This window comes from Microbacterium hydrocarbonoxydans (genome assembly GCF_000956475.1).
In the GTDB taxonomy this organism is placed as follows: domain Bacteria; phylum Actinomycetota; class Actinomycetes; order Actinomycetales; family Microbacteriaceae; genus Microbacterium; species Microbacterium hydrocarbonoxydans_A.
Map to the genome: position 1 here is coordinate 468,991 of NZ_JYJB01000008.1, position 19,405 is coordinate 488,395.

A 19,405-nucleotide genomic window follows, 5' to 3' on the forward strand; every position below is an offset into this window, starting at 1 on the left:
CGTGCCGGCTCGGGGCGGCGTGTCAGACGACGCCGGCCGTCCCGAGCAGCGTGCCGATGACCCAGGTGGCCGCCAGGGCGAGTCCACCGCCGATCACGAGGCGTATCGACGCCCGAACGGGGTTCGATCCTCCGATGCGCGCACTCACGGCCCCTGTGACGGCGAGAGCGATCAGCACGGCGGCGAAGGTGATCGGCACGCGGACGGAAGCCGGCGGAAGCAGGATCGCGAGCAGAGGGAGCAGCGCGCCGAGGGTGAACGCGATCGCGGATGACATCGCCGCGTGCCAGGGATTGACCAGATCGTTCTGGTCGATGCCGAGCTCGACCTCGAGATGAGCGGCGAGAGCGTCATGGGCGGTCAGCTCTTCGGCGACCTGGCGCGCGGTCTGCTCGCTGAGGCCGCGGTCGCGGTAGAGCGAGGTCAGTTCGGCGAGCTCGGCATCCGGCATCGTACGAAGCTCTTCGCGCTCTTTGGAGATCAGCGCCCGCTCGCTGTCGCGCTGGCTGCTCACCGATACGTACTCGCCCAGCGCCATCGAGATCGCACCGCCTACGAGTCCGGCGATGCCGGCGGTGAGCAGTGCGGCGTTGTCCGTCGTGGCACCGGCCACGCCCACCACGAGCGACGCCACCGAGACGATGCCGTCGTTCGCGCCGAGCACGCCCGCCCGCAACCAGTTCAGGCGCTGGCCGAGACCGCCCTCGTGCGCCTCACCCTCATGAGTCGTCATGGTGACAGTGAATCAGAAGCGGGGATGGTCAGGGGCGGCACTCGATAGGGAAAACCCGAAGAGCAGTGTCCGGGTGCCTCCGTGTCGCGTCTCTCGCTGCCGCCGTACCTTGGGATCATGACCACACAGACTGCGACCCCAGAGGAGAAGGCCACGGCGAGACCGCCGTTGCGGATCCTCCTGACGATTCTTCATCTCGGCGCCCTCGGCGTTCTGGGTGCCGCGATCCTCGGAACCCTCTCCGGCCTCTTCGGCGCCGGCCTCGGACTGCTCTTCGTCTTCGGCGTCGGCATCTTCCTGCTTATCGGGCTCGTCTATGCCCTGTTCGGCCTGGGCTGGTTCGAGGTCGCCAGGGTCGCGGCGCTCTACAAGGTGCCGATCGCCCCGCTCGGCCGTCGGCGCAGCACGCAGTCGGGCTTCGCCGGCTGGATCCGGTCGATCGGGCGTCAGACCATCGACGGCCGCATGTGGCGGGCTCTGGCGAACTTCGCGATCGCCTGCATCGCCGGCGCGCTCGTCCTGCGCCTGATCTGGGGGCTCGTCTGGTCGGCGATGATCTCCTTCGCCCCGCTCACCGGCAGCGGCGCGGTGGCAGGGCCCTTCGGCAACGTCATCGACGCCTCGTGGGCTCCTCTCCTCGGCATCCTCGGCGTCCTCGCCTCTGCGGCGGGCATCATCGGTCTCGCCCTGCTGCATCGTGTGCTCTCGCTCGCGATCGTCGCGCAGAGCCGAGAGGCCGAGCTCACGGAGCGTGTGCGCACCACCACTGCGCAGCGTGAGGGTGCGGTGCGCGCCGCCGACGTCGAGCGCACGCGCATCGAGCGCGACCTGCATGACGGCGTGCAGCCGCGACTGGTCTCGGTCGGCATGACGCTCGGTCTCGCGCATCAGAAGATCGACGAAGACCCGGCGGCCGCCAAGGAACTGATCTCTGAGGCGCACACCTCTACCAAGGCGGCGATCACCGAGCTCCGGCAGCTCGCCCGCGGCATCCACGCGTCCGTGCTCGACGATCGCGGTCTCGACGCCGCCCTCTCAGCCCTCGCCAGTCGCTCGCACATCCCGGTGAGCCTCGACGTCCGCATGGACCCTGCGACAGGTGCGGGAACGCAGCGGGTGAGCAGAGAGGCAGAGGCGGCCGTGTACTTCGCGATCGCCGAGTCGCTCACCAACGCCGCCAAGCACTCCCGCGCCAGTGAGGCGAGGGTGACGGTGCGCATTCGCGGGGGCAACACCCTCTGGGCACGCGTCGAGGACAACGGCATGGGCGGCGCGCAGGTGCAGCCCGGCGGCGGCCTCGACGGGATCTCCAATCGCATCCTCGCCGCGGGCGGCACCTTCCGTCTCGACAGTCCTCTCGGCGGCCCGACCAGTCTCGAGGTGAACGTGCCATGCGCATCCTGATCTGCGAGGACTCGGTCCTGCTGCGCGAGGGGCTGGTGCGCCTTCTCGAAGACGCCGGCCACCAGGTGGTCGCCGCGCTCCCCGACACAGAAGGGCTGACCGAGGCGGTGGCGGATGCCGCGCTCGAACTCTGCATTCTGGACGTCAGGCTTCCTCCCACCTTCACGGACGAGGGCATCCGCGCAGCTCTCGCGCTGCGGGTGACCGACCCGCAGCTGCCGCTGCTCGTGCTGTCGCAGTACGTCGAGGAGCGCTACGCCTCCGACCTCATCGCGGCGCAGGGCGGACCGCTCGGCTATCTGCTCAAAGACCGGGTGGCAGACGTCACCGAATTCCTCGAGTCGGTGACCCGCATCTCGGAGGGCGCCACCGTCCTCGATCCCGAGGTTGTCGCACAGCTGCTCACGCGTCGCCATCGCGACGATCGGATGCTGCGTCTCACCGAGCGTGAGCGCACGGTGCTCGCGCTGATCGCCGAGGGCAAGTCGAATCAGGCGATCGCCGGGCTGCTCTTCCTCTCCGAGGCGAGCATCGAGAAGCACATCACCTCCATCTTCCAGAAGCTGGGTCTCGAGCAGGACGAGTCGGGAAACCGTCGCGTGCTCGCCGCCCTCGCCCACATCGAGAATCTCGGCGGCGCGACGCCGCCGGCAGGTCAGACAGGAGCCGCACGATGAGCATCAGCACTCCCCCGCCCGCCCGCAACGCCGGGCAGCCGTGGATCACCATCACCCTCGCCGTCTTCGGCGGTCTCGCTCTGGCGGGAACCGGTGCGACGGCCGCGGTCGCAGCAGCCGCCGATCTCGATCGCACCGACGTCGTGCGGACGATCGACGTCACCGGTGTCGAGAGCCTCGACCTCGACGCCAGCGCGAGCGACGTCCGCGTCGAGTTCGGCGACGTCGACGAGGCGGAGCTGACGGTCAAGGGCGGCCGAGGAGGTGCCTGGGTTCTCGAGCGGGATGACGACGAGCTCCTGGTCCGCAGCCCGGACTCGACGTTCGGCTGGTGGTTCGGACGCTGGTTCGACGACGATCGCACGGCGGTGCTCACGCTGCCGAACGAGCTCGAGGGACTCGACGCGAGCTTCCACCTCAACGCGGGCGGTCTCGATGTCACGGGTGCGTATGGGGAACTCGATGTCGAGCTCGGCGCCGGTGAGCTGAACGTCGACGGCTCGGCGAGGTCGCTCGACGCCGATGTCAGTGCCGGCGGCGCCGATCTGCTTCTCGACGGGGTCGACGAGGCCGAGCTCACCGTCGCGGCGGGAGACCTCTCGGTCGAGCTGACCGGAACCGCACCGCGCAGCGTCACGATCGACGCGAACGCCGGTTCAGCCGACCTCACGGTGCCCGACGGCGACTACCGGGTCATCCAGAACGTGAGCGCGGGCGACCTCGACAACAGGCTCGAGCAGTCGTCGGACTCGCGGAACTCGATCGAGGTGACCCTCTCCGCGGGGACGGTCACGCTGCGTCCGGGCAGTTGATCGAGAAGCGGATGCCGGGCGGCAGCGCCCGGCATCCGCTGTTCCCGGCTCGATTGGGATTCTCGCTGATCTTCCGGTAAAGTCTTTGAGGTTGCGGGGCTATAGCTCAGGCGGTTAGAGCGCTTCACTGATAATGAAGAGGTCCCAGGTTCAAGTCCTGGTAGCCCCACCCTGTAATTCAAGAAATCCCGCTACGGGGCCTTAGCTCAGTTGGTAGAGCGCCTGCTTTGCAAGCAGGATGTCAGGAGTTCGAATCTCCTAGGCTCCACAGATTTTCGAGAAGGCCCCCGAGTGGATGCTCGGGGGCCTTCTTCGTTCGCCGCTCACGCATGACAGACACAGGTATCCTGCCGGTTCACACCAAGCAAACGATAGAATTGAATGAGCGAGAGGGGGCATCATGCTCAGCAATCAACAAAAGCGCGATCTGACGGTCGACACGATGGGGAGCTGGGCTCTCGAAGGAATGAAGCCCGAGCCAGACACCCTCGATCGTCTTCGGTCATTCGTCATCGGCGCGGTGACGCTCGATGAGGCGATCGACCGCGCGAAGACGCGCTATGCGGCACACCGCTGACGACTTCGTCGACCCGTACACCTATCCGGGCTCAGCGGTACTTCGAAACCTCCTCGACGAACAGAACGCCTCGCGCCTCGAAGCAGCCGAGTACGAACTCACTCTGTACCGCCGTATCGAACTGGACGAGAAGCCGATCAAAGGCGCGTTCGACTTCGCGCGTTTGAGAGAGACGCATCGCCGCTTGTTCCAAGACATCTATGCATGGGCCGGCAAGACGCGCACGGTCGAGATCAATAAGGGCGGCTCGGATTTCCACCCGTCGCCTTACATCGGCACTGCCGCCGACCAGACGTTCGAGTGGCTGGAAACATCTGGGCTGCTGTCACCTGAGGTCGACGACGAGAGCTTCGTCCGACTTTCGGCGGATCTCTTGGAGAAGCTCAACTACATCCATCCGTTCCGCGAAGGCAATGGCCGCACGCAGCGTGCGTTCATGGATCAGATCGCCGAACTGTCGGGGAGACGGCTTGCCTGGCGCAACGTCAGCCCCGAGGACCACCTGCGCGCGTCAGTCAACGCGTTTCGCGACGCCAGTGGGGATCCGTTCCGGAGTGTGATTCGCCAGGTCATGGGGCCGCCGATCGACGGGCTCTCACCGCTCGATCCTCAGGTCTACGACGTATCCGCGCCGCTCGTCTCCTCGTTGAACGCTGAGGATGCCGAGGAGCGTCAGCGGGCCTTCTACGCGCGGTTCCCGGAACTGCGGCCAGATGGGTCGGTTGGCGACAAGCATCCCGAGGAAGACTTGGAACTCGATTAGCGAGGACATCGACGTCTTCCCTCTGCACCTACGCAAGCGTGCAGTCTCGAGGTCAGCACTCGAGCATGAGACCCGCGAAAGCCTTACACCTGGGCCTGCTTTCCATGCGTCCGTGTGCGAGGGTGGGATGCATGGCATCTCCCCAGGCGCTCAGCGAGGACGATCGACGCCTTGTTGCGCTGTGGGCGGCGGACTGCGCGGAGCGGGTGCTGGCCTTGTTCGAGGCTGAGGCTCCCGACGACGATCGGGCGCGAGACGGCATCCGCCGTGCCCGTGCCTTCGGCCGGGGCGAGCTCGATACTGCGGGCGAGATCGGTCGGCGATTCGAGGCCGGTCGTGCGGCTCAGTCTGCGACGACGCCCGCCGCCGTCGCCGCCGCGCGGTCGGCGGGCCAGGCGTCGGGCGTGGCGCACATGGGCGCTCACGCTCTGGGCGCGGCCGCGTATGCGGCGAAGGCCGCGTCCTTGGCGGCGGCCGATCACGACACCGCGCGGCGCACCGAGGTGCTCTGGCAGCTGCAGCAGATGACCCACGAAGTGCGTGCCGCTCTCGCGCGCCTTCCTCTGCTGGGAGCCGACTCGTCCGGTCCGCTGGGAGCGGGGCTGCTGGCATCCGGGATCCTCGCGACGACCATCCGCGAGATCCAGGCGGAGCTGCAGAGATGACACGCACCCGCGTCGCGACGGCGCTCATCTGCGTGGTGGTGCTCCCGCGGCAGTGATGGCGAGGCCTGCGGGCGGCTCAGCTCCTCGCCGCGAAGCGCACCCTGGTCTCAGCATCCGCGGTGTAGACCACGAGCTGCACGTCTGTCTGGTCCGAAGGGCGCATCTGGTGGTGCTCGAACACCAGCCTTCCGAGGGTCGGATGCTGGAACACCCGCTCGCGCGACTCGAATCCGCCGACGCCGTGGCTCTCCCAGCGCTCGCGGAACTCGGCGCTCGCGTCCATCAGCCGCCCGATGAGGTCGCGATAGCGCGTGTCCCCGAGGCGGGGCCCCGCCTCGGCGCGAAACTCGGCGAGGAATCGTCGGCTGGTGTCGTCCCAGTCGTCGAGCAGCGATCGCACAGCCGGGTCGGTGAAGATCAGCCAGAGCAGGTTGCGGTCCTCGGGCGCGGTATGTGCGACGTTCGGATACAGCGCCTCGTATGCCGGGTTCCACGCCGCGATGCCCCAGTCCGGAGCCAAGGCATAGGCCGGATGCTCGTCGAGCGCGTCGAGGAACCTCTGCACATGCGCGGGGGCGGCCGCGACGGCTGACACCGACCCCGGGCGCGCGGGCGCGAATCCCGCCAGGGTGAGCACATAGTCGTGTTCGGCCATGGTCAGGTGCAGCGCGGTCGCGACGGCATCCAGCACCTGCCTCGACGGGTTGATGTCGCGCCCCTGCTCGAGCCAGGTGTACCACGTGACGCTCACGCCGGAGAGGAACGAGATCTCCTCGCGCCGAAGACCGACGGTGCGTGCGCGGCCGGCCGGCGGCAGACCGTACTCCGCGCGGTCGAGCTTCTCCCGCCGGGCTCGCAGAAAGCTCCCGAGCTCCTTGCGCTGCTGTTCGTCCGTCGCCACATCACAAACCTAGTGCTCCCACTACTAGTATCAGCGCCGTCTTCCCGGCACGCCGACGACCAGGCAGGGTGGAAGAATGCCCACCCCTCTTCGCTCCCGCACCGTCACGCACGGCCGCAACGCCGCCGGCGCCCGCGCCCTGTTCCGCGCCGCCGGCGTGAACGCCGCCGACTTCGGCAAGCCGATGATCGCCGTCGCGAACAGCTTCACGGAGTTCGTTCCCGGCCACACGCACCTGCAGCCCGTCGGCCGCATCGTCTCCGAGGCGATCTCCGCCGCAGGCGGCATCCCCCGCGAGTTCAACACGATCGCGGTCGACGACGGCATCGCGATGGGTCATGGCGGGATGCTGTACTCGCTGCCGTCGCGCGACCTGATCGCAGACTCGGTCGAGTACATGGTCAACGCGCACCAGGCCGACGCCCTCGTGTGCATCTCGAACTGCGACAAGATCACTCCCGGGATGCTCATGGCCGCTCTGCGCCTGAACATCCCCACGGTCTTCGTCTCGGGCGGGCCGATGGAGTCGGGACGCGCCACGCTCGTCGACGGCTCCGTGCGCACCCTCGACCTGGTCGACGCGATCTCCGAGGCGGCGAACGACACGGTGTCGGATGCCGACATCCAGCGCATCGAGGAGAACGCCTGCCCGACCTGCGGCTCGTGCTCGGGGATGTTCACCGCGAACTCGATGAACTGCCTGGTCGAGGCGCTGGGGCTCGCCCTCCCTGGCAACGGCTCGGTGCTCGCCACCCACACCGCTCGCCGCGCGCTCTACGAGCGGGCCGGCGAGGTCGCCGTGCAGATCACGAAGGCGTTCTACGACGACGATGACGCCTCGGTGCTCCCCCGCGCGGTCGCGAGCCCCGCGGCCTTCGCGAACGCCATGGCACTCGACATCGCGATGGGCGGCTCGACCAACACGATCCTGCACCTGCTCGCCGCAGCTCATGAGGCCGGCATCGACTTCGGCCTCGACGAGATCGACGCGATCTCGCGCCGAGTGCCGTGCCTGGCCAAGATCGCGCCGAACCCCGCCTACGGCCGCATGTACTACATGGAGGACGTGCACCGCGCTGGCGGCATCCCCGCCATCCTCGGCGAGCTGCACCGCGCAGGACTCCTGAACGACGATGTCTCCTCGATCCACTCCGAGTCTCTCTCGGCGTGGCTGGCCGAGTGGGACATCCGCGGCGGCGCAGCATCCGACACCGCTCAGGACCTCTGGTACGCCGCACCCGGAGGCGTGCGCTCGTCGAGCGCCTTCTCGCAGTCCGAGCGCTGGGCGGCGCTCGACACGGATGCCGAGGGCGGATGCATCCGCGACGCCGCGCACGCCTATTCGGCCGACGGCGGCCTCGCGGTGCTCCGCGGCAACATCGCGGTCGACGGCGCGGTCGTCAAGACCGCCGGCGTCGACCCCTCGATCCTCGTGTTCTCGGGCCCGGCGGTGGTGTGCGAATCGCAGGAGGAGGCCGTTGCGAAGATCCTCGGCAAGAAGGTGCAGCCGGGTGATGTGGTCGTGATCCGATACGAGGGTCCCAAGGGCGGACCGGGGATGCAGGAGATGCTGCATCCGACCTCGTTCCTCAAGGGACGCGGTCTCGGAAAGGTCTGTGCGCTCATCACCGACGGCCGCTTCTCGGGCGGCACATCGGGCCTGTCGATCGGTCACGTGTCGCCGGAGGCGGCGAGCGGCGGCGTGATCGCCCTGGTCGAAGACGGCGACATCATCGACATCGACATCCCGACCCGCGGACTCAGCCTGCGCGTCGACGAGTCGGTGCTCGAGGAGCGCCGTGCGCGTCTGCTGGAGAACGGCGGCTACCGTCCGGTCGACCGGCAGCGACCCGTCTCCCTCGCGCTGCGCGCCTACGCGGCCATGGCCACGTCGGCCGACCGCGGTGCGGTTCGTGACGTCGAGGCGGTCGAGCGCGCGATGCGCGAGCAGGAGCTCCGGGGAGCCGGCGCACTCGTCTGATCGGCGGCCCGGGGGTGCGCACTGTGGTCGCCTTTCAGCGATGAGGCGACCTCGACGCGCACCTCGGGACGACGGTATGACGCTCGCCATGGGTCGAGTGCGGGGCTCTGCGTTTCGTCTCGCTTCGCCCGCTCGACGACCCGCGGGGGAGCCGGTCGTTGAGCGAGGGAGCCAAGCGGTCGAGACGAAACACCTCAGGCGCCGCGGACGATCAGCCGCATCGGGAGCACCACGTTCTCGAACGCGCGACCGCGGTCGCCGAGCCGGGCGACGGCCAGCCGTGCGGCCTGCCGTCCGAGCGCCTCGACGTCTCCCGTGACGACGGTGATGCCCAGCACCTGGGCCCACTCGGGATCGTCGAATCCGAGTACCGCGGGGCGCTCTCCCGCTCTCTCGGCGAGTTCTTCCATCACGCCGAGCAGGATGCGGTTGTTCCCCGCGACGATCGCGGTGGGCGGCTGAGCGAGCGACAGCAGTTCGCGCACGCGAGCACGCGATGAGACGACATCGTGCGCGTCGGTGCGCAGGAGGTCACGCCAGTTCGCGCCCGAGGGATCGAGCACATCGCCCATTCCGGCCATGCGCTCGCGGAAGGTCGGCAGCCACGCGTAGTCGCCGATGAACGCGATGCGGTGATGCCCTGCGTCGATGAGGTGGCGAGCCGCGAGGCGTCCGCCGTCGCGGTTGTCGAACACGACCGAGTCGGCGTCGAGGTCGTCGGCCGGTCGGTCGACGAAGACGACGGGGATGCCGCGGGCCTGCAGCGCGGCATAGTCCCCGTGATCGAGAGTCGCCGACACCGTGATGACCGCCTTGGTCTGGCGATCAGCGAGGTCGAGGGCCACACGGTGCTCCTGCTCGGGGGACTCGCGGGAGTTCGTGACGGACAGATGCATGCCGTGCGTGCGGATCTCGTCTTCGATGCCCTGAGCGAGCGCCGAGTAGAACGGGTTGGTGAAGTCGCCGGTGATGAGGCCGATCGAATCGGCCAGACGCCCCGAGGCGAGAAGGCTGGCCGCTGAGTTGCGCTGATAGTCGAGCTCTCTCGCCGCCTCGAGCACCACGGCGAGGGTCTTCTCGCTCACGTACGACTCGCCGCCGAGTGCGCGCGATGCCGTCTTGAGGCTGACTCCGGCGCGCGCGGCAACCTGGGCGAGCGTCGGGCGCGGCGGAGTCGCGGGTGGCACGGCATCCGGTCTCGTCATGGTTCCCCCTGTGGACGGTCGGCGGGGCATCCCCATTATCGCGGTGCCGTGACCTGAACGTGGTCTTCCGCGCACAGCATCCGCTGTGATAGCGTCCCCCATATGACAGCGCTGTCATGACGGACAGCGCGGCGGCACCGCACGAGAAGCCGCAGACGACACACCGCAGTGGAGTTCAAGGAGCAACCATGACCGTTCCCTTCCCGAGGAACGCACGACCCGGCCGCGGCTGGGCGGCCGCAGGCATCGCCCTGACCGTGACCCTCGCCGCGCTCACGCCGGTGCAGGCCACGGCGGCGCAGGCGACGGCGTTCCGGTCGTCGTTCGAGACGACGGATGCCGTGCCGACCCTGGTCGGCACGGGCGCACCCGTGAACGTCACGGGCGACCGGTACACCCCAGGCAGCGTCCTCGGGCAGATCGCGGCGGTGACGGCATCCGCCGAGAACGGGCCGAACGAAGGCGCGGCGAAGGTCGCCGACGGCGACGCCGGCACCAAGTGGCTGGCGTTCCAGAACACCGGCTGGGTGCAGTACCAGCTGACGTCGCCGCAGCCCATGGTGCGCTACACGCTGACGTCCGGCGGTGACGCCCCCGAGCGCGACCCCAAGGACTTCCGCGTGCTCGGCTCGAACAACGGCACCGACTGGACCACGGTCGACCAGCGCACCGGCGAGCTCTTCAGCGGTCGGGGTGAGACCCGCAGCTTCACCCTCGCGACCCCGAGCCCGGCGTTCACGTACTACCGCCTCGAGGTGCAGGCCGTCCGCGACCCGAGCAAGAACATCCTGCAGCTCGCGGGGTGGGAGCCGATCGCGGTCGACGGCGCCACTCCGCCGCCGGGCGATCTCTTCCTCGCGACCGGATCGGGGCCCGCCAGCTCCCACACCGCCAAGACCGGCGTCGGCTTCACCGGCGTGAAGGCCCTGCAGTACTCAGGACGAAACCTCGCCGAGGGGCCGGCGTCATCGACCACCACGCTCTACAGCGATCTGGGCATCGACGTCGAGGACGACACGGCGCTCTCCTACGCCGTCTTCCCCGTGCTCGACGGCGAGCAGACGTACGCGGCGACCTTCGTCTCAGTCGACCTGCGCTTCACCGACGGCACGACCCTGTCGACGAGCGGCGCGGTCGACTCCTACGGCTACCCCGCGAACGCCCGTGCCAAGGGCCAGTCGAACAGCCTCTGGCCCGACCAGTGGAACAAGGTGACGGTCGACCTCGGCCAGTTCGCCGGACGCACCGTCGACGACATCCTGTTCACCTACGACCACCCCGGCGCCGACGTGCACGCGGTCGAGACGCCCACCGCGGCGACATCTTTCACCGGCTGGATCGACGACATCACGATCGCCGAGGTCCCCGCACGCGACACCTCTGCGGGCCTCGTCTCGTACGTCGACACGCGGCGCGGCAGCAACTCGACCGGCGGCTTCTCGCGCGGCAACAACTTCCCTGCGACCGCGTGGCCGAACGGCTTCAACTTCATCACCCCGATGACGAACGCCGACAACGCGGGCACGCTGTACCAGTACCAGCGTGCGAATGACGCGCAGAACCGGCCCGCGCTCAACGGCATCGGCATCTCGCACGAGCCCAGCATCTGGATGGGCGACCGCAACTCCTTCGCGGTGATGCCGGCCGCGAACGGCAATCCCACGTCGTCGCTCAACGACCGCAAGCTCACGTTCACGCACGACCACGAGACCGCGCGCCCCGACATCTACAGCGTCGACTTCGACAACGGCATCCAGACCGATGTCACCGCCACCGACCACGGGGCGATCTACCGCTTCGAGTTCACGGGAGATGCGAGCTCTGTCGTGATCGACCAGCTCGTGAACTCGTCCAAGCTCGCGGTGAACGGCGACACGGTCAGCGGCTGGGTCGACGGCGGCTCGGGATGGCCGGGGCGGACCCGCATGTTCGTGTACGGCACGTTCGACCGTCAGCCGACGGCATCCGGAGCCACGACCACGGGCGACCGGAATGGCACCGCCCGCTACGCGGCCTTCGACACGACCACTGACCGCACGGTCGAGCTGCGGGTGTCGACCTCGTTCATCTCGCAGGATCAGGCGCGGCACAACTACGACCTCGAGCTCGTCGGCGTCTCGTTCGAGCAGGCGCACTCCGCGGTGCAGAAGGCGTGGAACGACCGCCTCGGCGTCGTGCACGACGTCAAGGGCGCGACGGATGCTCAGCTCGTGAACCTGTACTCGAGCCTGTACCGGCTCAACCTCTACCCGAACTCGCAGTTCGAGAACACGGGCACGGCTGCAGACCCTGTCTACAAGTACGCGAGCCCGGTCTCGCCGACCAGCGGCTCGGCGACCGACACCCAGACGAACGCCAAGATCGTCGACGGCAAGATCTACGTCAACAACGGTTTCTGGGATACGTACCGCACGGCCTGGCCGCTGTACTCGCTGCTGTACCCCGACGTGACCGAAGAGCTCGTGGACGGGTTCGTGCAGCAGTTCCGCGACGGCGGCTGGGTCGCCCGGTGGTCCTCGCCCGGATACGCCGATCTGATGACCGGCACGAGCTCCGACGTCGCGTTCGCCGAGGCGTACCTCGCGGGCGCGCTCGACACCGGCACGGCCCTCGAGGCGTACGACGCCGCCGTGAAGAACGCCACGGTGCGGCCTCCCTCGAACGACGTCGGGCGCAAGGGCATCGCCCAGTCGATCTTCCTCGGCTACACCGAGGCCACGACGCATGAGAGCGCCTCGTGGGGCCTCGAAGGCTTCATCAACGACTTCGGGATCGCCGAGATGGCCAAGGCCCTCGCCGAAGATCCGAAGACCCCGGCATCACGCGTCGAGCAGCTGAAGGAGGAGGCGACCTACTTCGAGGCGCGCGCCCAGCACTACGTCGAGATGTTCAACCCCGAGGCGGGCACGTTCACCTCGCGCAACGCCGACGGCAGCTGGACGACCGGCGCCGACTTCGACAAGAAGGCCTGGGGCGGCGCGTTCACCGAGGCCAGCGCCTGGACCTTCGGGTACCACGCTCCGCACGACGTCGACGGTCTCGCCGCGCTCTACGGCGGCCGTCAGGGTCTGCTCGACAACATGCACGCCTTCCTCACGACGCGTGAGAAGGCCGACTACTCGGGCATCCACGAGGCGCGCGAGGCGCGCGACGTGCGGCTCGGGATGCTGGGCATGTCGAACCAGATCTCGCACCACATCCCCTACGTGCTCGCCGAGGCGGGCGACCCGTCAGGGGCGCAGAAGCTGATCCGCGACATCCAGGATCGCCTCTTCGTGGGCTCCGACATCGGCCAGGGCTACCCGGGCGATGAGGACAACGGCGAATTCTCGGCCTGGTACGTCTTCTCGGGACTGGGCTTCTATCCGATGGAGGTCGGCTCGGGGAACTACACGGTCGGCACCCCGCTGTTCGACAGCGCGACGCTCTCGATCGGTGACACCGACCTCGTGATCAACGCCCCCGGTGCCTCCGAGGGCGAGGACTACGTCGCCGGCGTCAGCATCAACGGCCAGCCGATCACCGAGACCACCTTCGACGGCGATCTCGTCCGCTCCGGCGGCACGCTCGACTTCACGATGAGCGCGACTGCGTCGACGTGGGGCGCGAAGGACCTGAACGAGCAGCTCGAGGCGCCGAAGGCGCTGGTGGATGCGACCAAGGCGGGCTATGGCACGACCGCGGCATCCGATGGCACACCGGTCGGAGCGCTCGTCGACGACACCATGAACTCGACGGTGACGTTCTCGGGCAAGAGCGCAGAGCTCACCTGGACCTCGCAGTCCGGTCCGGTCGCGGTCAGCCAGTACACGCTGACGGATGCCGCGAAGAGCGCGGCACCTGCGAGCTGGACGCTGTCGGGCTCCACCGACGGTACGACCTGGACGGAGCTCGACTCTCGCGCAGATCAGGCGTTCGCGTGGGATTCGCAGACAAGGCCGTTCACCCCGGCGCGCACGGGCGGATTCACCAGCTACCGGCTGTCGCTCTCGACAGGCGGCGACGCGCTCGCGCTCGCCGAGATCGAGCTGTTCGCGACGTCCGCCGGTTCCGGTGCGCTCTCGGTCTCGGCCGCGGCCCCGCAGCGGGTGGCCGTGGGCACGTCGTTCACGGGCGGGCTCGCGACGATCATCGGTCAGGAAGCGGATGCCGCCGGCTACGCCGTCACGGTCGACTACGGTGACGGCTCGCCCGTCGCCGACGCGACGCTGACCCGGGACGCGCTCGGCGGCTGGAAGGTGAGCGCTCCGCACACCTTCGCGGCACCCGGCACCTACACCGCGACGATCGTGGCGGCCGACTCGACGGGTGAGACGGCATCCGCTGCGGCATCCGTCGTCGTCTACCGCGACGAGACCCTCGTCGGGAGCTTCAACGCGGTCTGCATCGGCGACCTCGGCGTCACGGCCGCGAACTGCGACGACCAGGGCTACGGGTACTTCCGCGACAAGCTGGCAGCCGACGGGTTCGTGCAGGGTCAGACCCTGACCATCCCCGGCACTTCGCTCACCTACGACCTGCCCGCCGTCGCACCCGGTGCGCCCGACAACATCACGGGTGAGGGTCAGACCGTGAAGATCGATCTCGGCGAGGGCGCGACGCAGATCGCGTTCGTCGGCACGGCGACCGAGAAGGCCCGTCAGCCCGAGGCGGTGCTGCACTTCACCGACGGAAGCACGCAGACGGTGCAGATCTCCTTCGGAGACTGGGTCGGAGCATCCGGGAGCCCGGCGTTCGGCAACACCGTGCTCGCGGTGTCCGAGGGGCGTCTGTCCGGCACCGCCGCGGAATCCAGCGTGAAGAACACGGCGATCTACGCGACCGCGCCGATCACGCTCGATCTCGACGGTGACGGCGCCCCCAAGGTCGTCGAGTCGCTGACCATGCCGAAGGAGGCCGGAACCCTGCGCGACGGACGCGTGCACGTGTTCGCGATCGCTTCCGACGGTGACCGCACCGCCGTCGCGCCGCTCACCGTGACGGCGCAGGCGGTGTCCGACCAGATCGCCGGCAGCGAGTTCGATGCCGCACTGGCCACGGTCTCCGGCGGAGCGGGCGAGGTCTCCGCGATCGTCAACTGGGGCGACGGCAGCCCGGTCTCGGCGGTGGATGCCGCAGAGGGTGCGGTCTCGGGATCTCACACCTATGCGACGGCCGGCACCTACACGGTGTCGATCACGGCCGACGACGGCGTGAAGTCCGCTGACGCGTCGCTGCAGATCGTCGTCACCGAGCCCGAGCCGGTCTACGACCCGGTGATCACTGTCGACGCGGGCACGGTCGAGCCGGGCGACACCGTGCATGTGTCGGGCACCGGATTCGCCCCCGGCGAGAGCGTCTCGATCCGCATCGACGACGAGCAGCCGGTGATCGTGAAGGCACTCGATGACGGCACCGTGAGCGCGGACGTCGTGGTTCCTGCGGATGCCGTGGACGGCGTGCATCCGGTGATCGCCCTCGGCACCGAATCGAACATCGAGGCGCGCGCGGAGGTGCAGGTGGAGACGCCGAAGCCGGCCGAGAAGACCACGGTGTCGCTGTCGACCACCGCTGCCGACCCTGTGGCCGGCGAGTCGATCCCGCTCACCGCGACGGTGTCGCCGGCAGACGCGGCCGGGCAGGTGGAGTTCCTCGAGGGTGACACCGTGGTCGGCTCGGCGACGGTGACCGCGGGCAGCGCGACCGCCGACGTGGTCGTCGCGAGGCCTGGGACGCATCACTACGTCGCACGGTTCACTCCGGCCGACCCCGAGGCGTACCTCGGGTCGACCTCGCAGACGCTGAAGGTCAAGGTGCGCAACGTTCCCCCGGGCCACAGCGAGATCGTGCCCGGAAAGCCGAGCGTGGTGCAGGGCGCGCCGTTCGACCTGATCGGCCGCGGCTTCGATCCGGGCGAGAAGGTCTCGATCGTGCTGCACTCCGACCCCGTGCACCTCGCCGATGCGGTCGCCGACGAGAACGGCGGGTTCCGCATCACGGTGACGATCCCGGCGAACGCTCCGGCCGGTGCGCACACGCTGATCGCGACGGGCGCCGACAGCGGCCTGACCGCCGAGAGCGCGCTGCAGGTGACTGCTGCGGCCGCCACCGGGAGCGGGCTGGCGGTGACAGGAGGTGCCGTGCCGTACGTCCTGATCGGAGTGATGATGGTGCTGCTCGCGGCGGGAGGCGTGCTCGTGATGCGTCGTCGTCGCCAGTCTTGACGCTCCGCTCGCTATGATCGACCGCCCCTCCCGGACACTCGGGAGGGGCGGTCGAGTTCCTGGGCGCTGGGGTCTGCCGCCCGAGACCAGACGCTGACAGACTGGGCGACATGAGCCTCCCTCACGACGACATCGATCCCGACGGTCTGCTGGAGTACTCGGTGGTCTTCACCGACCGCTCTCTCAACCACATGTCGGCCCGCTTCATCTCGGTGATGCAGCAGACGCTCGAGATCCTGCGCGAGGCCTACAACGCGACGGATGCCGTCGTCATCAACGGTGGCGGCAGCTACGCCATGGAGTCGGTGGCGCGGCAGCTCGCCACCGGTCGCCGCGCGCTCGTGGTGCGCAACGGACTGTTCTCGTATCGGTGGTCGCAGATCCTCGAGACCGGCGGGATCGCGGCATCCGTGATCGTCTGCACTGCGAGACCCGACAGCGACGACGCTCAGGCGCAGTGGAGCCCTGCACCGATCGACGAGGTGATCTCGGCGATCCGCAGCGCCCGGCCCGAGGTCGTGTTCGCGCCGCATGTCGAGACGGCTGCGGGCATCATCCTCGGCGACGACTACGTGCGCGCGCTCGCCGACGCCGTGCACGAGGTCGGCGGCGTCCTCGTCCTCGACTGCATCGCCTCGGGCGCGATGTGGGTGGACATGCAGGACCTCGGCGTCGACGTGCTCATCAGCGCTCCCCAGAAGGGCTGGAGCGGAACGCCGGGCACGGGCTTCGTGATGCTGGGCGAGCGAGGAAGAGATGCCGTCGTCGGCGGCTCATCGACGAGCTTCGCACTGGACCTCGGCCGCTGGCTCACGATCTCCGACGGCTATCGCGATGGCGTCGCGGGCTATCACGCGACGATGCCGACCGATTCGATCGCGCACAACCTCGCGCAGATGATCGAGACGCGCGACCGCGGATTCACCGCGCTGCGCAATGCGCAGATCGAGCTCGGCGGGCGCGTGCGGGGCCTGCTCGCCGAGCGCGGGCTGCCATCCGTCGCGGCAGCAGAGGTCGCCGCGCCCAGCGTCGTCGTGGTGCACACCCACGATCCGGGGCTCCGCAGCGGCGCGCTGTTCCGCGGGCAGGGGGTGCAGATCGCCGCCGGTGTTCCTCTGCACTGCGACGAGCCGGAGTCGTTCTCGACGTTTCGCGTGGGTCTCTTCGGCCTCGACAAGCTGGGCGACGTCGAGGGCACGGTCGAGCGCCTCGCCGCGGCTCTCGATCGCATCGGCCGCGCCTAGAATCGAGACGTGCTCATCGGTCTCATGCGTCCCGTCGAAACGACTTCCGTCGCCGTCGAGGGAGCGAGCCTCGAAGAGATCCAGACTCAGCTCGAGGCGCACCGCCCCGCCGGCTTCGACCTGATCTCCTCGCCGGTCGAGATGATCAAGGGCGCGGCCGTGCTGAAAGCCGTCGGCACGTACGCCCGCCGGGACCAGGTCACGGAGATCCAGGCCGACGACCTCGACGCCCTGCACGCGAAGGTCCCCGAGGGCTGGCAGCTCCTGAACGTCCGCTCCGCCTGATCGCGATGGCTCCCCCAACACCCGATGACGAGGAGCTGACGCGCCTCCGCGCCCGTGCGTACGGTCGCGAGGCGGACATCCATGCGGACCCCGATGCGCTGCAGCGGCTAGAAGAGCTCGAGAATGCAACGGACGAGGCGTCCTCCCCTGGAGAGCCACAGACGCCCAGCACGGAGGAGGAGCCTGCGGCCAACGCTCAGCACGACGCCGAACCGGTGCCCTCCCGCGGATACCCATCCCGATTCCGACTGTCGCGCCGCACGCTTGGCGGCGTCTGGATCTCGAGCGTGGTCCTCGCCGGCATCGGCGGCGGAGTGCTCGGTGCCGCTGTCGCCGAGCACGACCCTTCCGTCATCGCTGTGCTTTCCGAGGCGAAGGAGCAGGGCGTTCCCACCGATCCGGCCCTCGCCGACTTCCCCGACCCGATCCGCTTCCAGGACTATCTCGGGCTTCACGTCATCGTGTACACGATGACGCCATCCGATGACAGCGTCGCGCAAGACTGCATAGCCGTGGGTGACTCCGCAGGAGGCGCCCGAGGAGGATGCCTGCCCGAAGCGCTCGATGCCATCGCCGTGATCGAGGTCAACGCGAGCAGTCCGCAAGTGCTCCGCGAAAGCCATCCTGTCGGCAGCATCATCCAGTTCACCCACGTCGGAGATCACATCGAGGTGCGCGCGAGCGAATGACGTGCGCGCGAGGGAATGACGCTGGTTCCGCGCCCGATCAGCGGCGCCGGCGCACGCCATCGGCGAGCTGGGCGAGAGCCGTCACCGTCGGCTCCCAGCCCATGCAGGCATCCGTGACGCTCTGACCACGCACGAGGCCGGCGGGGCCCGTTGCCACATCCAGCTTCTGCGCCCCCGCGACGAGGTTGCTCTCGAGCATGACGCCGGCGATCGCCTCGCCTCCGCGCGCGACCTGGTCCGCGATCTCGGCGGCGACCGCCGACTGGCGCACATGATCCTTGCCGCTGTTGCCGTGACTGGCGTCCACGACCAGTCGGCTCGTGAGCCCGGCGGCAGACAGCCGCTCCGACGCCCGGCGCACGTGCTCGGCGCCGTAGTTGGGTCCGTCGGCGCCGCCGCGCAGGATCACCGAGGTGTCGGGGTTGCCGGTGGTCGTCACGAGGCTCGCCCGCCCGTCTGCCCCGATGCCCAGGAACGCCTGTGGAGCGGATGCCGCGGCCGCAGCATCCAGTGCCACCTGCAGCCCGCCATCGGTGCCGTTCTTGAACCCGATCGGCATCGACAGTCCGCTCGCCAGCTGACGATGGATCTGGCTCTCGGTGGTGCGCGCCCCGATCGCGCCCCAGCTGACGAGGTCGGCGGTGTACTGCGGGCTGATCGGCTCGAGGAACTCGGTGGCGCACGGCATCCCGAGCGCGGTCACGTCCCTCAGGAATGCGCGCGCCATCCGCAGCCCGGCCTCGATGTCATGGCTTCCGTCGAGGTGCGGATCGTTGATCAGGCCCTTCCAGCCGACCGTCGTCCGCGGCTTCTCGAAGTACGTGCGCATCACGATCAGCAGGTCGTCGCGGTGCTTCTCGGCTTCGCGCACCAGCCGTCCGGCGTATTCGAGACCGGCTTCGGGATCGTGGATGGAGCACGGGCCCACCACCACGAGCAGTCGGTGGTCCTCACCGAACATGATCCGGCGCACCTCTTCGCGAGTACGGGAGACGAGCGCCGCACGTTCCTCCCCGACGGGCAGCTCGGCCGAGATGTCCGCGGGCGAGGGGATCGTGGTGAAGCTCGCGACGTGCAGGTCGGAGGTCGCATCGAGTGTGGCGTCGTGCATGGTCGGGTTCCTGTCCGGTGAAGGGGCGGACCCGGTGCAGAGCCCGCCGAAACGGCGAAAGCCAGAGCGAATGCTCTGGCTTGTCGGCTCTGAAGGTTCGGTACGCGTCAGTGTCGCGACGGCCCCTCCAGAGCCGACTCGAAATACGCATACCA

15 protein-coding genes and 2 tRNA genes are annotated in these 19,405 nt (G+C 68.8%); 13 read left to right on the forward strand and 4 right to left on the reverse strand.

Annotated elements, in window-relative coordinates:
• Positions 1-22: 22 nt before the first annotated feature.
• Positions 23-733, reverse strand: coding sequence for a VIT family protein (locus RS84_RS08915; protein WP_045257407.1), 711 nt, complete (start codon positions 731-733; stop codon positions 23-25).
• A gap of 117 nt (positions 734-850) precedes the next feature.
• Between RS84_RS08915 and RS84_RS08920 the strand changes: the two genes are divergently transcribed.
• From RS84_RS08920 to RS84_RS08950, 8 genes are all read left to right on the forward strand, one after another.
• Entirely contained in the window at positions 851-2,137 is a 1,287-nt protein-coding gene (locus tag RS84_RS08920) for a sensor histidine kinase (protein WP_045257408.1), read from the forward strand.
• A complete protein-coding gene (locus tag RS84_RS08925; RefSeq protein ID WP_045257409.1) occupies positions 2,125-2,814 on the forward strand; it encodes a LuxR C-terminal-related transcriptional regulator in 690 nt (229 codons plus the stop codon). Before RS84_RS08920 ends, RS84_RS08925 begins: the two co-directional genes overlap by 13 nt.
• On the forward strand, positions 2,811-3,626 hold the full coding sequence (locus RS84_RS08930) for a DUF4097 family beta strand repeat-containing protein (RefSeq protein WP_160298172.1): 816 nt from the start codon (positions 2,811-2,813) through the stop codon (positions 3,624-3,626). Before RS84_RS08925 ends, RS84_RS08930 begins: the two co-directional genes overlap by 4 nt.
• A gap of 95 nt (positions 3,627-3,721) precedes the next feature.
• A tRNA-Ile gene (locus RS84_RS08935) sits at positions 3,722-3,795 on the forward strand.
• Between the two features lie 26 nt (positions 3,796-3,821).
• Positions 3,822-3,894, forward strand: a tRNA-Ala gene (locus RS84_RS08940).
• Positions 3,895-4,026: 132 nt separating this feature from the next.
• Complete coding sequence (locus tag RS84_RS19315; RefSeq protein ID WP_160298173.1) at positions 4,027-4,203, forward strand: antitoxin VbhA family protein; 177 nt, start codon at positions 4,027-4,029, stop codon at positions 4,201-4,203.
• Positions 4,187-4,966: a Fic/DOC family protein gene (locus tag RS84_RS08945; protein WP_052676289.1), complete on the forward strand. Its 780-nt coding sequence runs from the start codon at positions 4,187-4,189 to the stop codon at positions 4,964-4,966. The genes RS84_RS19315 and RS84_RS08945 overlap by 17 nt, the downstream gene beginning before the upstream one ends.
• 131 nt (positions 4,967-5,097) lie before the next feature.
• Positions 5,098-5,631 carry a putative immunity protein gene (locus RS84_RS08950; protein WP_045257410.1) on the forward strand — a complete coding sequence of 178 codons (534 nt, stop codon included), beginning with the start codon at positions 5,098-5,100 and terminating at the stop codon, positions 5,629-5,631.
• A gap of 76 nt (positions 5,632-5,707) precedes the next feature.
• Here the strand turns inward: RS84_RS08950 and RS84_RS08955 are convergent, their stop codons facing one another.
• Entirely contained in the window at positions 5,708-6,532 is an 825-nt protein-coding gene (locus RS84_RS08955) for a helix-turn-helix transcriptional regulator (protein ID WP_045257411.1), read from the reverse strand.
• A 76-nt stretch (positions 6,533-6,608) separates the two neighbouring features.
• Between RS84_RS08955 and ilvD the strand changes: the two genes are divergently transcribed.
• On the forward strand, positions 6,609-8,513 hold the full coding sequence (ilvD, locus tag RS84_RS08960; protein ID WP_045257412.1) for a dihydroxy-acid dehydratase: 1,905 nt from the start codon (positions 6,609-6,611) through the stop codon (positions 8,511-8,513).
• Positions 8,514-8,707: 194 nt separating this feature from the next.
• Here the strand turns inward: ilvD and RS84_RS08965 are convergent, their stop codons facing one another.
• Positions 8,708-9,718, reverse strand: a complete 1,011-nt coding sequence (locus tag RS84_RS08965) for a LacI family DNA-binding transcriptional regulator (protein ID WP_045257413.1) — start codon at positions 9,716-9,718, stop codon at positions 8,708-8,710.
• A 188-nt stretch (positions 9,719-9,906) separates the two neighbouring features.
• Between RS84_RS08965 and RS84_RS08970 the strand changes: the two genes are divergently transcribed.
• The 4 genes from RS84_RS08970 (at position 9,907) to RS84_RS08985 (ending at position 18,139) form a co-directional block, all read left to right on the forward strand.
• The gene (locus RS84_RS08970) at positions 9,907-15,921 is read left to right on the forward strand and encodes a GH92 family glycosyl hydrolase (RefSeq protein ID WP_052676290.1); all 6,015 of its coding nucleotides are present in this window, start codon (positions 9,907-9,909) and stop codon (positions 15,919-15,921) included.
• A 110-nt stretch (positions 15,922-16,031) separates the two neighbouring features.
• A complete protein-coding gene (locus RS84_RS08975) occupies positions 16,032-17,165 on the forward strand; it encodes an aminotransferase class V-fold PLP-dependent enzyme (protein WP_045257414.1) in 1,134 nt (377 codons plus the stop codon).
• Between the two features lie 9 nt (positions 17,166-17,174).
• Complete coding sequence (locus RS84_RS08980; RefSeq protein ID WP_045257415.1) at positions 17,175-17,450, forward strand: hypothetical protein; 276 nt, start codon at positions 17,175-17,177, stop codon at positions 17,448-17,450.
• A gap of 5 nt (positions 17,451-17,455) precedes the next feature.
• The gene (locus RS84_RS08985) at positions 17,456-18,139 is read left to right on the forward strand and encodes a hypothetical protein (protein ID WP_045257416.1); all 684 of its coding nucleotides are present in this window, start codon (positions 17,456-17,458) and stop codon (positions 18,137-18,139) included.
• 37 nt (positions 18,140-18,176) lie between these two features.
• On the opposite strand, the gene RS84_RS08990 is transcribed toward RS84_RS08985, so the two are convergent.
• Positions 18,177-19,250: a 3-deoxy-7-phosphoheptulonate synthase gene (locus RS84_RS08990; protein ID WP_045257417.1), complete on the reverse strand. Its 1,074-nt coding sequence runs from the start codon at positions 19,248-19,250 to the stop codon at positions 18,177-18,179.
• Positions 19,251-19,405 lie beyond the last annotated feature (155 nt).